The sequence below is a fragment of the Curvivirga sp. genome (assembly GCF_965219885.1).
Classification (GTDB): Bacteria; Pseudomonadota; Alphaproteobacteria; order UBA8366; family Aestuariispiraceae; genus Curvivirga.
Map to the genome: position 1 here is coordinate 1,307,666 of NZ_CBDCOT010000009.1, position 14,926 is coordinate 1,322,591.

The following is a 14,926-nucleotide window of genomic DNA, read 5'->3' on the forward strand; positions in this document are numbered from 1 at the left end:
CTTATGGATTTGATGATATTCAACCAAAAACTTCATATGTAGTTTTTGGTTTGTTAATTTGATCCGCTTTGGAACTAAATTTTTGAAAAGAAAAAAATATTGGCATCGCCCCTTGAACTTTTCGACAAATAGGATAAATCTACATTTATAAAATGTATTACAATATATTTCCCAATTCGGTGTGAAATGAATAAAGCAAGAAAAATACTCTTAATTGTCTCTGGTGGTATTGCCGCCTATAAGACATTACCACTAATTCGCCTTTTGCGGGAAAATGAATTTCAAGTGCGAGTCGTGATGACCAAGGCGGCAGAGCAATTTGTCACCCCATTATCACTTGCCTCACTGTCTGAGGATAAGGTCTATACAGATCTCTTCTCATTAACCGATGAAGCTGAGATGGGACATATCCAATTGTCACGTGATGCGGATTTGTTGTTGGTTGTACCAGCCTCTGCTGATCTGATGTCAAAAATGGCTAATGGTATGTGTAACGACTTAGCATCGACTGTTTTGTTGGCAACAGATAAACCTGTGATGATCGCGCCTGCCATGAATGTTCGTATGTGGCATCATCCGGCTACTCAAGATAATTTCGCCAAGTTAAAATCCCGTGATGTGAAGGTCATCGGACCTGTTGAAGGGGCGATGGCATGCGGTGAATATGGTCTTGGTCGAATGGTGGAGCCTGAAGATATTTTAAAGGCTGTAAAAACCCATTTCAAAGAAGTTTCGAATTCAAAACAATCCCCATTATCTGGTAGGAAGATGCTGGTCACATCTGGACCAACTCATGAGCCCATTGATCCGGTCAGATATATCGCAAATCGCTCCTCCGGACGTCAGGGACATGCCATTGCAACGGCATTGCAGCAGGCAGGGGCAGAGGTAACACTAGTGTCTGGTCCGACACGGTTGGCAGATCCAGTTGGTGTGAACGTTATTCATGTTGAATCGGCTTGTGCAATGCTTGATGCGTGCCAAAATAATGGACGATTTGATGGTGCGGTTTTTGCTGCGGCAGTTGCGGATTGGCGTGTGAAAAATGCAGGTGCCCAAAAAACGAAGAAGGAAAATGGTAAGCTTCCTGTTTTCGAATTTGCAGAAAATCCTGATATCCTAAAGACAGTTTCCAATGCAGGAAATGATCGTCCGGAACTGGTGATTGGTTTCGCAGCCGAAACGGAAAATGTGGTGGAATATGCTTCTGCGAAACGTATCCGTAAAAGTTGTGATTGGATTTTGGCGAATGATGTTTCTCCAGAGACGGGTACCTTTGGTGGTGAGAAAAACAGCATACATTTTATACATTCTGCTGGTGTGGAATCTTGGGAGGAAATGTCAAAACAAGCGGTGGCGGAACGATTGGTCGAAAAGGTAGTTACCTATTTTAAGGGATGATGTTCGATTTAAAGAACTTTTGGGATTTGGTCGAATGTACGAGTATCAAAGAGATAATTTGCTGGAATCTATGACTTTTATAAAACTGCGTTTGTAGATTTTGTTTGTATATAGAAACGATAACTCCGTATGAAGTTAAAAAATTAGATATAGAGGATTTATAGGGTATGAGTGAAAAAATTACAGTGAATGTAACTATTACCCCCCATGGGGAAGGGTTGGCTTTGCCATCTTATGGAACAGCAGATAGTGCGGGTGCAGATTTATTAGCTGCAATTACGGACACACATGTCATTCATCCAGGTAAGCGCGCGCTTATTCCGACAGGTATTAAAATCGCATTACCATCAGGGTACGAAGCGCAAATTCGTCCCCGTTCGGGATTGGCGTTAAAGCACGGTATAACCGCATTAAATAGTCCAGGCACTATCGATGCGGACTATCGTGGAGAGGTTGGGGTAATCTTGATTAATCATGGCGAAGAAGATTTCGTAATTGAACGCGGTATGCGTATTGCGCAAATGGTGATTGCCCCTGTTCAACAATTGGAATGGAATGTTGTCCATGATCTGGATGAAACGGATCGTGGTGAGGGTGGCTTTGGATCCACTGGTACAGAAGGGTAAGGTGATCGAATGCGCTTAACCAAGAAACTTATGTTTGCCATTGAAGCTGTATTAGATATTGCCTATCACGCAGCAGATATGCCGGTACAAAGTAAAGATATTGCGGAACGCCAAGGTATTCCACGTCGTTATCTTGAACAGGTATTGCAGCATCTTGTACGCGCGGATGTATTGCGTGGAGTACGTGGTCCACGTGGTGGATATCGTCTGGCAAGAGAACGTCGTAATATTACTGTGGCGGATATAGTAAAAGTTGTTCAAGGCATGGATGGGGGAATGGATCCATTGATGGATCCGGCTGGTTCTGAATTAGGACATGCTGTATTGCGCCCTGTCTGGCAAGAAATTGAAGATGAGGCGATGTTGCGTCTCGCAAAAACAAGTGTGGAAGATTTGTGTAAGCGCGCTGAAGAAGCCGGTATTGAATCCGCGCATCGTGAAAACTTCGACTTTATGATTTAACAAATAAGAACTTATTGGAATAGGACTAAGAAAATGGCGAATACAGAATTCCGCGGGAAAATTTATAACAATCTAACTGAAACAATTGGGGCGACACCTTTGGTGCGCTTAAATCGTTTTGCAGAAGAAAATGGCGTCGAAGCTGAAATTCTAGGAAAGCTGGAATTTTTCAACCCATTGGCAAGTGTAAAAGATCGTATTGGTCAGGGCATGATCGAAGCGATGGAAGCAGAAGGTGTGATTACCCCGGGTAAGTCGACATTGGTTGAACCAACATCCGGTAATACTGGTATTGCTCTGGCATTTGTTGCTGCATCTAAAGGGTATCGTTTGATTTTGACTATGCCGGAAAGCATGTCGGTTGAACGCCGTAAAATGTTGAAGCTTCTTGGTGCTGAGCTGGAATTGACACCAGCGGCTAAAGGCATGAAAGGCGCGATTGAACGTGCCGAAGAATTGTTGAATGAAATTGAAAATTCCGCAATGCCTCAACAGTTCCACAACAAAGCTAATCCTGCAGCCCATCGTGAAAGCACAGCTTTGGAGATCTGGAATGACACAGATGGGAATGTAGACATCCTCGTCGCGGGTGTGGGGACTGGCGGTACTGTAACTGGTGTTGGCGAAGTTCTGAAAGAAAAGAATCCTGACTTTAAGGTAGTTGCTGTTGAGCCGGAAGACAGTCCAGTTTTATCGGGTGGTAAACCTGGTCCACATAAAATTCAAGGTATTGGCGCTGGTTTCGTACCACCGGTTCTTGAAACTGATGTGATTGATGAAGTTGTTCGTATTGCCAATGAAACTGCATTTGCAACTGCACGTAATGCAGCGGCAACAGAAGGTTTGCCTATTGGTATTTCGTCCGGTGCGGCCTTGGCAGCAGCGATCGAAATTGGTAAGCGTCCTGAAAATAAAGGCAAGCGTATTGTTGTTGTTTTGGCAAGTTTTGCTGAACGTTACTTGTCTACAGGTCTGTTTGAAGGTCTATAAGATATAGGCTTTAACAAAAGGATATCTTGATGTCTGAGATAGAGCTCACTGATGAGCAATTGGAACGCTATGCCCGCCATGTCATCCTTAATGAAGTGGATGAAGAAGGTCAGTTAAAGCTTCTAAATGCAAAAGTGTTGATGATTGGTGCAGGCGGGCTTGGCTCGCCAGCACTGCTCTATCTTGCAGCAGCAGGAATTGGTACAATTGGTATTGTGGATCACGATGTGGTTGATGTTAGCAATCTTCAACGTCAGGTGATCCATTCTACCGATGAATTGGGGCAGTCGAAAGTTTCCAGTGCTGCTGAACGCATGGAAGCGATTAATCCAGAGATCACTATTCATGAGTATCGCGATCGTATCGGGCCTAATAATGCGATAGATTTAATCAGCCAATATGATTTGGTTATTGATGGGTCTGATAATTTTGCCTCGCGTTATGTGGTGAATGATGCCTGTTATTTATTGAAGAAACCATTGATGAGTGCAGCCCTAGTAAGGTTTGAAGGACAAGCAAGTTTATTCAAGGCTTATGACGGTGCGGAGCAACCTTGCTATCGATGCATTTTCCCGGAAAGTCCGGACCCAGATTTGGTGCCACGTTGTGATACGGTTGGTATCCTAGGGCCAGTTGCAGGTGTGATGGGATGTATTCAAGCGACTGAAGTTTTGAAAGAGATTTTAGGGCTTGGAACGAATTTAGCTGGTCGATTGATGCTTTTTGATGCTATGGATATGGAGATGCGTAGCATCAAGACGAAGAAAGACCGCAATTGTGCACTTTGTGGCGATCATCCGACGATTACCGAAGAAAGCATCGGTAAGGTTTGATTTCCTAAAAGTTAGGCACATAAACTTCTAAAATCCGGCGGGTGTTCAAAATATGATTGAATACCAGATAAAAAGGAGAGAAGTTTGAAAATCTGGCTAAAGACCCCCCTTTCAATTTTGGCTGAAAATGCCGAAAACGGTCTTGTTATTCAAGACAACAAGATTATAGAACTTGTTCCCTTGGGCGCAGAACCTATTAATCAAATTGATAAGATTTTTGATGCGTCACAGCATGTGATTGTCCCAGGGTTGATCAATACGCATCATCATTTTTATCAAACGCTTACACGTGCCTGCCCATCGGCGATTAACAAAGAGCTGTTTCCTTGGTTGAAAGCCCTGTATCCAATTTGGGCTGGTCTAAATCCAGAGAATTTTCGTCTGGCTGTGCGTGTCGCGCTGGCTGAATTGCTTTTATCCGGTTGTACGACGGCGGCGGATCATCATTATGTCTATCCGAAAGAATTAACTGATGGTTTGGATATTCAGGTGGACGAAGCTAGAAAGCTTGGAATCCGTATGCATCTGACACGTGGGTCTATGAACTTATCTGAGAAAGATGGTGGGTTGCCCCCTGAATCTGTGGTGCAAGATAAGGATACTATCTTAGCTGATAGTGAAGCAGTTGTTGGGAAGTTCCATCAACATGGGGAAGGGGCTATGACCCAAGTGGCTTTGGCACCTTGTTCCCCATTTTCTGTGACCACAGATATTATGGAAGAAACGGCGGTTCTAGCTGAAAAATTAAATGTGCGCCTTCATACCCATCTGGCAGAAACAGAAGATGAGAATAATTTCTGTCTTTCATTATATAATTGTCGTCCAGTTGATTATCTGGAAAATGTGGGATGGATGAGCAATCGGACATGGTTAGCACATGGTATCCATTTTAATGAAGATGAAATTTTGCGCCTTGGGAAGGCAGGCGTTGGTATTGCCCATTGTCCAAGTTCGAACCATCTTCTTGCAAGTGGACATTGTTTGGTGCCGGAATTGGAAAAAGCGGGAGCACCTGTTGGCTTGGCAGTTGATGGATCAGCATCGCAAGATTGTTCTAATTTAATGCAGGAAATTCGTCAGGCGTTTTTCTTGCAGCGTATTAATTATGGTGCAGCAAATATTACCCATTTCGATGCGTTTCGTTGGGCAACAGAAGGATCAGCGGCCTGCCTTGGTCGAGACGATATTGGGAAAATCGCTGTTGGGAAACAGGCAGATATAGCGATGTTTAAATTGGATGAACTTCGTTTTTCCGGTGCAGGCGATCCATTAGCGGCTCTTGTTCTTTGTGGTGCACATAAAGCTGATCGCGTAATGATCGCAGGGAAATGGGTTGTTGAAGACGGGCAAGTACCGGGTTTAGATATTCCTTCATTGATCTCAAAACACCATGGAGAAGCCTTAAAGCTTCAAGGCTTGATATAGATTTATGAAAAGCGGCTTTACTTAAGCCGCTTTTTTATGCTGCCCTTCACGCCACGCAAGAATAACTGCGCCAGAGATTATTAATCCTGCCCCAACTATACTAACCCATTCTGGTATGACATTAAAAATAATAAAATCATAGATCGCCGCAAATACAAGCGTACCGTAAAAGAAAGGCATGATAAAGCTGGCTTCTGATCTCTTCATAGCTTGGATAAAAAAGAACTGGGCTGTCACCATAAGGCAGCCTAACGCCCCCATCATAATGAGCTGTGTTTCATTCGGCATGACAAAAACGCTGCTTGCTACACTGCAGGCGATTGTGGCGCCAATGAAGTTATTGATAAGCAAGATCTGTATTGGGGAATCGTTACCAGTAAGTTTTTTGATGAAAATCACTTCAATGCCCATAAAGAGAGCCCCAGTTAAAGCGATAAGGGCGGCAAATTGAAAAGCATCCGTTCCGGGTTGGATCAAGATAAGGGCGCCGCTTAAAGAAATTGCCGCTGCAATCCATCTCCATGGGCCCACCTTTTCACCAAGAAACGGGATAGCAAGTACCATAGCGACCATCGGATTCAAAAAGCTAATCGCAGTTGCTTCGGCGACAGGCATTAATGCTGCCGCTGCAAATAGACAACTGACACCTGCCCATCCACTTAAAGATCGGCCAATATGGATTTTCCACGCAATATTTCTGAACTTTGGTTTTAAGATTGCAGCAAAGGGTAAGAGAGCCAGAAATGCGAAGAAGAAACGTCCGGCGCTGACCTGAAAAGGATGAAAAGCTTCACCTGAGGAACCGTTACCAAGAGCTTTGGCAAGTAGGGTTGTTGATGCCACGAAAGCACAAGCGGTTAATATACAAGCTATGGCAATAGTCGTGGATTTTTGCGTTGGTTGATTATTAGTCATGGGCGTGTAAAAGCTTATCCCCTTGCTTATGGATATAGAGAACACGCCCTAGAAAACAAAGGAGCGCAAAGAAACTTCCTAAGGAAATTGAATAAAAAAGACCCGCGACATCATAATGTATAATTTGTGTCATGATATAACCGGCGGGTACCATGATGATGAAAAAGGCGACAAAGGAGATCGCTGTTGGAACCCATTTATCCTCGCATGCACGTAATGTTGATTGGATGACAACTTGTCCACCATCGCCAATATTTAGAAATGCAACAACTGCTAAAATTGGGATGGCAATACCAATCAGTTCAGGGTCCGTTAAGTAGAACGAAAGAACTGTTTCGGGTAGATAAAGCATTACTAGGGCAACAGGGACTAATAGGATCAGTAAAACTGAAAAACCAAGCCAACTTGCCAATTTCCGATCAGGCCAGTCTTTGCGCCCATGGGCAACACCGACACGAACGCCTGTTGCAGTTGCTACACCGACAGCCAGCATAAAACAAAGCGCTAAGATATTCATACAGACACCATAGATTGCAACCGCATCTTCGCCGAGCCACCCTGCATATAAACTCATAACGCCGAAGGCAGATGTTTCGAAGCCAAGGGCCATTCCCGCGGCATAGCCATGACGTCTCTGGACTTTACCGCCACGCCACCAACCATCATTTGCACGTTTCCGAATAGAGAAAGTCGCATGATCTTTCAGGAACCAAACATAGGCGGTTAATCCAATACCTAGAAAGGTACGGGAAAGAGTTGTTATCCAGGCAACACCTTCTGCGCCGTAATCATCTACAACCCATTCATTGCCAAAAGCGTTTAAGATATTGGCTATTATAATGAAAACCGTTACCGCTTTTGGGCGTTTAATTGCTTCAAGGAAATATGTGCTGGTAAGGAACAGGGTGGTTGGGATTAAGCTTAAGCCAAGCACCGCTGTGACTGTTGCGCTGCCTTGAATAAGATTGCTCGGTTGATCCACAACTGTAAAAAACGCTTCGCCCCACAAACATATAAAGGCTGATACACACCCAACTATTAATCCATAAGGTAGGCTTCGTCGCCAAACAGCCCCTGTTTCTTCTAGTAAATTTTCACCATAGGCATGGGAGGTTGAGATTAAGGTTCCCAACATGAGCCCAATACCAATAACCAACAGAACAATGAACGGACTTTGCCCTAAAGTGAAATAAGCAAGTTCTGTTGAAGAGGTGCGGCCCAAAATTGCGAAATCTGCAACGGCTAAAGCAAGAACCCCGGTTCTGTTAAAGATCACAGGAATGCCAAGTTTACCAATTTCAGTTAAATGTCGTCGTACGCGATTTGGATCGCGCTGGTCGAGCGGATATTCTTCCTGAATTTCAGCGAGTTCGATTTTATCTGTCATTGGGGGCCACCTTCCCCTAAAGAGTTTTGCTCTCTAGAACATCGTTTCGATAACGCGGTCTGGTGGATTGTGACCGTCAATAAATGTACGAATGTTGATAATAACTTTTTCCCCCATGGCAACGCGACCTTCAATGGTTGCGGAACCCAAATGCGGTAACAAAACAGCATTTTCAAGTTTCAACAATTTAGGGTTAATCTTTGGTTCGTTTTCAAATACGTCCAAACCCGCACCTGCAATATCTTTGTTCGCTAAAGCTTTCACAAGCGCTTGTTCATCAACCACTTCTCCCCGGCTTGTGTTTACCACATAGGCATGGTTTTTCATCAAGGAAAGGCGGCGTGAGTTTAATAAGTGATAGGTCGCAGGTGTATGGGGACAGTTGATAGAAACAATATCCATATGAGCGATCATTTGATCAAGGCTGGACCAATAGGTTGCTTCTAATTCTTTCTCTGTTTCTTCTGCTACTCGATTACGATTATGGTAATGGATAGATAGACCAAAACCTTTAGCACGTCGCGCAACGGCGGTACCAATACGACCCATACCAATAATACCAAGGCGTTTCCCCCAAATACGATGACCTAACATCCCTGTCGGGGACCAGCCTTGCCACTCACCTGTGCGGACCAAACGTTCACCTTCAGCCAAACGGCGTGGAACAGATAAGATCAAGGCCATGGTCATATCAGCTGTATCTTCGGTGAGGACATCTGGTGTATTGGATACCATAATGCCTTTTTTACGAGCAGCATGAAAATCAATATGGTCGACACCTGTGCCGAAAGATGCAATGAATTTTAAATTTTCACCAGCTGCATCGATGATTTCTTTATCAATTTTATCAGTTACGGTTGGGACAAGGACGTCGCAAGTTTGAACTGCTTCGATCAGTTCCTCACGAGACATAGCCTTATCATCCAAGTTCAGTTTACAGTTAAACAATTCCATCATGCGGGTTTCCACAATATCAGGCAGTTTTCGTGTAACAGTAACGTTTGGTTTTTTATTGTAACTCATAATATATCTACTCTATCGCTCATATGCTTGGCGCCTCATTGCCAAGCTATACTCTGTTCTGAAAATTTTCCAGTCCTTCTGGAACAGTTCACATAAATTTCTCAAAATTCTGATGTGTAATAGAGAACAAAATCTTTTGTATCTTGAGGAACCTGCCGAATCAAAGCAGGTTTAATCTTCATTTTCGCATTCAGGCTGGATAGATGCTGATATCTTTAAAGAAATTTTCTGTTTTTGGATTATTTGTGGCAATCCTTTCATTTTTGCCACTCATGGCACAGGCACAACAACAACTACCTTTACCACGTATGGTTTCCTTGCGGGCAGAGGAGGTGAACGTGCGAACGGGCCCCGGTGTTCAATATCCTGTAAAATGGATTTTTAAAGCGAAAGCGATGCCTGTGGAAATCATCGCCGAATATGACACATGGCGTAAAATTCGTGATTCTGAAGGTGAAGAGGGCTGGATACATCGGGCGATGCTGACGGGTAAACGTGCTTTGGTAATCATCGATGCAGAAACCAAGATGATGGAAGATCCTATTGAAAATTCAGCAATTGTTGCGCGTTTGGCGATGGGAATTGTCGCTGAAATTGATGAATGTAATAGCAGTTGGTGTCATGTAAACACTCGGGGATATGATGGCTGGGTTGCGCGTACGGCGGTTTGGGGTGTTTATCCGCACGAGGTCATTCAATAGGGTGGATTTAAGAAATTTGATCTGGAAAGTGATCTAGGTCTTTATTTTTCCACGCTTTTGCCTTATTCCTGCCTTGCATTTCCATCACAAATCACATTATGAATGATTTGAAGTGATTCGCATTATGCGAGTCCTTGGAATATGACGTTGATTCCATTTGAAATTACGGATTAAAAAATGTTGAAAACCGTTGCAACTACATTTGCATTACTTGTCGCAGTTTTTGCGACCGTGGCTCTAGCTACCAATGGGGCACCTTTTTCTTCGCCAACACAAGAAACGCCTGTAGCTTTAGCTGATTAATCTTTTTACGCGTGAATTTTTCTTATTTTAAGAAAAAAGCGCAGAAATCTGCGTATATGCGTGAAAAAGAGCTTGAACTCTCCTCTCTCTTTACCCACATTATATCTAATTCGATCGCCGCATCTGTGCCTAATGAGGGCAGAATTGGGATCGGTTGTGACAGCATCTCGCTCAGATAGCATTCTCGCATTTGGCGTTTAATAGAGGAGACAGCTGGGGTATGACAAGAATGACCCTATTTGATAGCCCATTATTTTTGGGCTTTGACCAGTTGGAACGCACTTTGGATCGTGTGGCCAAGACTTCCAATGAAGGTTACCCACCCTATAATATTGAACAATTAAGTGAAGATCGCTTGCGTATTTCGCTGGCTGTGGCTGGCTTTGCCGAAGAAGATCTCAGTATTCACCGTGAAGGCAATCAGCTGGTTGTAACCAGTCGGAAGTCCGAAAAAGAAGATGATCGCATTTTTCTACATCGTGGTATTGCTTCACGCCAGTTTAAAAAAAGCTTTTTGCTGGCTGAAGGTATAGATGTGATTGGCGCCCATATGGATAGCGGTTTATTGCATATTGATCTGCGCCAACCGTTACCGGAAGCGAATATTCAAAAAATTGAAATTTCCAAACCACAGAAGACTGTCACTCAAAAAACAGTTGCGATGGATTTGGATAGCGAAGAATAAGAAAAGATAGCGCCTGTATTTTAATTGAAGGGCTATCGGAGAAAAAGAATGACTTTTGAAGATTTAAAGGAAATCAGCTTGTTGGAATTTGCTGAATTGGGCAAAGAAGAAATTGGCTATATCAAACCGACTGAAACAGACGAAGATGGTGTTCAAAAATTCCAGATTGTAGGTGCGGATGGTCGTGCAATGGCAGAAGTTGATGATATCGAAACTGCCTGGGCTGCAATGGAACATTTTGAACTGGAAACAGCGACGTTACATTGATCTAATTTAGAATGATAAAAAAAGCGATAGAGTTTCTATCGCTTTTTCGCTACTTACTTACATAATAAATTTCTTGATTTTGCCTCATTAACTGCAGCGGCAAAGTCAAAATTCCATTCTTTCGAATTTTGATCACACGCATATTTCAAAACTTCTGGATCTGTCCAGTTAGATACAGCATGTACTTTTTGTGTGCTTGTATCATTTTTCAATCTAGAAATGTAGGCTTCAATTTGTTGATTAAGTTCTGATTCATTTGTGTATTTTGTTTCTGTGTTTCCCAAGTAGGCAACACGGCATGTACCTGCGTAAGATATCCATTTGGTCTTGCGAGTTTTACATTCCTCGAGTGCTTCAGGTATGGCTGTTGAAAGATCTGTAACTCGTGATTTGTAAAAGGAAGAATATCCACCTCTTAGGCCATTTGCGATTACGAAAAACTTATAGTTATACTCGTGTTCTTTTATAGGGAAGTATTCGGATTCCAAATAATATAAAACTCGACCAGGTATTTTAGTTCCTCCGGTACAGCCAACAATTAAAGCACCTAACATTAAGAATAAAAGAATTCTCATAACTTCCCCCTTATAAATTTATTTCATAGAGAAAGTTGCCTGATTTGAATGTTTTAGCAATAAAAAAAGGAAGCTAATAAGCTTCCTTTATGAAATTTTTTAATTTCTTAAGCTGCGTTTGAGGCAGGTTCCCCGGTTAATAGAGCAAATAATGCATCTGCATCTTCGCAGCCTCTTAGGCGTTCACATAGGCCTTGATTACGCAGCATACGGGAAATTTGTGCCAATGCCTTTAGATGTTCTGCGCCCGCATTGCTTGGTGCAAGCAGTAAGAACACCATATCAACGGGTTGGTCGTCGATGGAGTCAAACTCAACCGGTTTTTCGAGCAAGGCAAAAATACCATGGATGCTTTTTAAGCTATCTAAACGACCATGTGGAATCGCAATGCCATGGCCTACGCCTGTACTGCCAAGGCGCTCGCGTTCAAGCAGAACTTCAAATAGTTCACGCTCACAAGAATCCTGATCTTGAGTGAATTCTTCCGCATTGCATTCGCGCAAATGTTTTGCGCCATGGCGTGCCAATTCTTGCAGAAGCTGTTTCTTGGATGACACATTCACTTTGGCCAGAACGCATTCTGGCGTAACAAGTTCATGTAATTCCATAACCCACCTAAGGTCTATGCACCTTCAGGCCCGAACACGATTCCTTGTAGATGAAATCGTGCCTGACCTGTCGATGTCTTGGCTCTATCACATGCTAACCCCCGCCAGCGATTAGTGATTATGCCATTTTGTTAAATTTGCAGCTGGAAACTATCAGCTATTTTGCTGAGGGTCCACCCAACTTATGTTTCCATCTGCTCTTTTATAGACCACGTTGATACCACCGTGTTTGGCGCTTCTAAACAACTGAATTGGTTGATTAGAAAGGTCCATCCGCATCACTGCTTCACCTACAGACATAGTTTCCACCTCTGCTGGCATTTCAGCGATGATAATTGGATCATCGTGTTCCGGTTCCTCATCTTTTGTTTCTGGCTGCAATACATATTGTTGTACAGCCATAATTTCATTTTCACTACGCCCTTTATGGTCCCGCAATCTGCGCTTATAACGACGCAAACGTTTGGTCACATGTTCATGTGCCTCGTCATAGGCCCCATAAGGGTCGGTGCTATGACCTTGGCCATGTACGACAATTCGTTTGGATACGTGAACATGTATATCCACAACGAATTCATGCGCCTCTTTGGTGATCGTTACGGTGCTATCAACTGTATTGTCGAAATACTTTTCGATAGCGTCTGGTAGACGATCTTCGATATGAGTACGCAAAGCGTCCCCAACATCCATTTGCTTGCCGTTGACTTGAAGCTGCATATCAGTGCTCACTTTTCTTGTTATTGATTCGACAAGATCAATGCCGTCTTTCCTATAACTCAGGTGTGCACTTGGCTTTCGGTTTTGCCAGCCCAACCTTTGCTGCCAGTAAGAATTACCAGCTCGATGCAAGTAGCGTCAGGCGATTTGCGGTCTCAATTTCATAAACACCGTCAATTCTTTCGTCGGTGCGCTATTGGCCATGATGAAATCGAGGCCGGAACCTACAGACGCTACGGTTATAAGTCAAGCATCGTCTGCAAATATAGTTTCGCAAGAAATAACCCGTTCTGTAAACATAAATCGGGGTTATTTTATTGCTTTTTTATGCGCCAATTTTGAAAGCTAATGATTCTGGATGTTTATCGTATAATAGGGAATGTAGCGGTACTTCAAATCACCGCATCCATGATTGTCATCATATCATTTTGGAGTAAATAGCTTAAAGTTTCTTCTTTTTTTGGCGGCGACGTTGGACGGAAGATGGGATATTCATTGCCTCACGATACTTAGCGACGGTGCGTCGGGCGATATCCATGCCTTCGTCTTTCAGAATAGCTACAATTTTATCATCAGAAAGAATTTTCTTTGGATCTTCAGCATCAATTAGTTTTTTGATGCTATGTTTTACTGATTCTGCAGAATGAGCTTCCCCAAAACTGTTCGTACTTGAAATCGCAGAGGTGAAGAAATACTTCAATTCGAAAATACCGCGCGGCGTAGCTATATATTTATTGGATGTAACCCGGCTCACGGTCGATTCATGCATTTCAATTGCTTCTGCGATATCGCGTAGAACCAGTGGTTTAAGATGTGAAACACCATAGCGGAAAAAGCCATCTTGCTGGCGGACAAGTTCAGTGGAGACTTTCATGATTGTTTGAGCGCGCTGATGCAGGCTTTTTACAAGCCAGTTGGCAGTCTGGAACCGCTCGTTTAAATAATCTTTATCATCTTTGCTTCTGGCAACGGCACTAATGGTACCATAATAGCTTTCATTAACTAGCACGCGGGGTAAGGTCTCGGAATTGAGATCAATCCTCCATCCACCTTCAGGTGTGGGACGCATTAATACATCTGGTACGACAGGCTCGACAACAACGGTGTCGAATGCGACGGCCGGTTTTGGATTTAAGGCCCGAATTTCCGCCACCATTTCCATTAAATCTTCATCATCCACACCGCAGAGGCGCTTTAGGGCACGTGCATCTTGATTGGCCAATAAATGAAGGTTGTTCAGCAACCTCTCCATCGCCGGGTCATATCTATTTAGATCTTTTAATTGCAGCGCCAAACATTCTTTAAGGTCACGCGCGAAAACGCCAGGTGGATCGAATTGTTGGAGTGTCTCCAGAACAGTTTCTACTAACTCAACTTCACAGCCTAGATTGTCTGCAGCATCCTTCAAATCACCTGTTAACCAACCGCTGTCATCTAAGTAATCGATGAGATATAAGGCAACCATCTTTTCTGCATTGCCTAAATTACTCATCTGCATCTGTTCTATTAGATGATCCCCCAGGGATTTGTTCTCACTTAGAGTAGCCTCCAGCCCACTGATATCATCACTAAAATCAGATCGTCCGCCACTGCCTGTTCCATTATATAGAAGGGAGGATTCATAGGTGCCACCTTCAGTGGCACCTGCACCAGCATAGTCACCATCATAGGTATTGCCATAATCGGCATCTAAGGGAGAATCTTGCCCATCGCCAGATATATTTCCGCTACCTAGAAGATCTGAACTGTCAAAATCTTGTGCATTTTCAGAAGGGGCAGCATCTTGTATTTCAGTAGCCGGTTGCTCAGTGGCATTGCGAAGAGGGTCTGCTTGACCTTCATCACGTTCAAGCATGGGATTTTGTTCAAGTTCTGATTCAACAAATCCTGCCAACTCAGTATGCGACATTTGCAACAACTTAATTGCTTGTTGCAATTGTGGTGTCATAACCAGTGACTGTGATTGTCGTATGTCCAGTCTTGGACCTAAGTCAGCCATTGTTACCCC

The 14,926-nt window shown here is 43.3% G+C and carries 17 protein-coding genes; 10 read left to right on the plus strand and 7 right to left on the minus strand.

Features of this window, described 5'->3' with window-relative positions:
• Positions 1-186: 186 nt before the first annotated feature.
• The 6 genes from coaBC to ACOQOA_RS11650 all read left to right on the plus strand — a co-directional run bounded on the left by coaBC (position 187) and on the right by ACOQOA_RS11650 (position 5,737).
• Complete coding sequence (coaBC, locus tag ACOQOA_RS11625) at positions 187-1,401, plus strand: bifunctional phosphopantothenoylcysteine decarboxylase/phosphopantothenate--cysteine ligase CoaBC (protein WP_420548796.1); 1,215 nt, start codon at positions 187-189, stop codon at positions 1,399-1,401.
• A 167-nt stretch (positions 1,402-1,568) separates the two neighbouring features.
• A complete protein-coding gene (gene dut / locus ACOQOA_RS11630; protein ID WP_420548797.1) occupies positions 1,569-2,027 on the plus strand; it encodes a dUTP diphosphatase in 459 nt (152 codons plus the stop codon).
• Between the two features lie 9 nt (positions 2,028-2,036).
• On the plus strand, positions 2,037-2,489 hold the full coding sequence (locus tag ACOQOA_RS11635) for an RrF2 family transcriptional regulator (RefSeq protein ID WP_155155367.1): 453 nt from the start codon (positions 2,037-2,039) through the stop codon (positions 2,487-2,489).
• A gap of 33 nt (positions 2,490-2,522) precedes the next feature.
• Positions 2,523-3,479 carry a cysteine synthase A gene (gene cysK, locus ACOQOA_RS11640; RefSeq protein ID WP_420548798.1) on the plus strand — a complete coding sequence of 319 codons (957 nt, stop codon included), beginning with the start codon at positions 2,523-2,525 and terminating at the stop codon, positions 3,477-3,479.
• 38 nt (positions 3,480-3,517) lie between these two features.
• Complete coding sequence (locus tag ACOQOA_RS11645) at positions 3,518-4,312, plus strand: HesA/MoeB/ThiF family protein (RefSeq protein ID WP_420550105.1); 795 nt, start codon at positions 3,518-3,520, stop codon at positions 4,310-4,312.
• Between the two features lie 84 nt (positions 4,313-4,396).
• A complete protein-coding gene (locus ACOQOA_RS11650) occupies positions 4,397-5,737 on the plus strand; it encodes an 8-oxoguanine deaminase (RefSeq protein ID WP_420548799.1) in 1,341 nt (446 codons plus the stop codon).
• A 21-nt stretch (positions 5,738-5,758) separates the two neighbouring features.
• Here ACOQOA_RS11650 and ACOQOA_RS11655 read toward each other — a convergent pair whose 3' ends face one another.
• Genes ACOQOA_RS11655 through ACOQOA_RS11665 form a run of 3 tightly spaced genes read right to left on the minus strand, consistent with a single transcriptional unit; the run spans position 5,759 to position 9,062 of the window.
• Entirely contained in the window at positions 5,759-6,652 is an 894-nt protein-coding gene (locus tag ACOQOA_RS11655; protein ID WP_420548800.1) for a DMT family transporter, read from the minus strand.
• On the minus strand, positions 6,645-8,039 hold the full coding sequence (locus ACOQOA_RS11660; protein ID WP_420548801.1) for an MATE family efflux transporter: 1,395 nt from the start codon (positions 8,037-8,039) through the stop codon (positions 6,645-6,647). Before ACOQOA_RS11660 ends, ACOQOA_RS11655 begins: the two co-directional genes overlap by 8 nt.
• A 33-nt stretch (positions 8,040-8,072) precedes the next feature.
• Positions 8,073-9,062, minus strand: coding sequence for a 2-hydroxyacid dehydrogenase (locus ACOQOA_RS11665; RefSeq protein WP_420548802.1), 990 nt, complete (start codon positions 9,060-9,062; stop codon positions 8,073-8,075).
• Positions 9,063-9,265: 203 nt separating this feature from the next.
• Here ACOQOA_RS11665 and ACOQOA_RS11670 point away from each other — a divergent pair, with 203 nt between their 5' ends.
• The 4 genes from ACOQOA_RS11670 to ACOQOA_RS11685 all read left to right on the plus strand — a co-directional run bounded on the left by ACOQOA_RS11670 (position 9,266) and on the right by ACOQOA_RS11685 (position 11,018).
• Positions 9,266-9,763 carry an SH3 domain-containing protein gene (locus ACOQOA_RS11670; protein ID WP_420548803.1) on the plus strand — a complete coding sequence of 166 codons (498 nt, stop codon included), beginning with the start codon at positions 9,266-9,268 and terminating at the stop codon, positions 9,761-9,763.
• 177 nt (positions 9,764-9,940) lie between these two features.
• Positions 9,941-10,066, plus strand: a complete 126-nt coding sequence (locus ACOQOA_RS11675) for a hypothetical protein (RefSeq protein WP_420548804.1) — start codon at positions 9,941-9,943, stop codon at positions 10,064-10,066.
• Between the two features lie 220 nt (positions 10,067-10,286).
• A complete protein-coding gene (locus ACOQOA_RS11680; protein WP_420548805.1) occupies positions 10,287-10,751 on the plus strand; it encodes an Hsp20 family protein in 465 nt (154 codons plus the stop codon).
• 48 nt (positions 10,752-10,799) lie between these two features.
• Complete coding sequence (locus ACOQOA_RS11685) at positions 10,800-11,018, plus strand: hypothetical protein (protein WP_420548806.1); 219 nt, start codon at positions 10,800-10,802, stop codon at positions 11,016-11,018.
• Positions 11,019-11,071: 53 nt separating this feature from the next.
• Here ACOQOA_RS11685 and ACOQOA_RS11690 read toward each other — a convergent pair whose 3' ends face one another.
• From ACOQOA_RS11690 to rpoN, 4 genes are all read right to left on the minus strand, one after another.
• Positions 11,072-11,593, minus strand: coding sequence for a hypothetical protein (locus ACOQOA_RS11690; RefSeq protein ID WP_420548807.1), 522 nt, complete (start codon positions 11,591-11,593; stop codon positions 11,072-11,074).
• A 107-nt stretch (positions 11,594-11,700) separates the two neighbouring features.
• A complete protein-coding gene (gene ptsN, locus ACOQOA_RS11695; protein WP_420548808.1) occupies positions 11,701-12,201 on the minus strand; it encodes a PTS IIA-like nitrogen regulatory protein PtsN in 501 nt (166 codons plus the stop codon).
• Positions 12,202-12,354: 153 nt separating this feature from the next.
• A complete protein-coding gene (gene hpf / locus ACOQOA_RS11700; protein ID WP_155155387.1) occupies positions 12,355-12,918 on the minus strand; it encodes a ribosome hibernation-promoting factor, HPF/YfiA family in 564 nt (187 codons plus the stop codon).
• Positions 12,919-13,360: 442 nt separating this feature from the next.
• Positions 13,361-14,917: an RNA polymerase factor sigma-54 gene (gene rpoN / locus ACOQOA_RS11705; protein ID WP_420548809.1), complete on the minus strand. Its 1,557-nt coding sequence runs from the start codon at positions 14,915-14,917 to the stop codon at positions 13,361-13,363.
• Between the last annotated feature and the right edge of the window lie 9 nt (positions 14,918-14,926).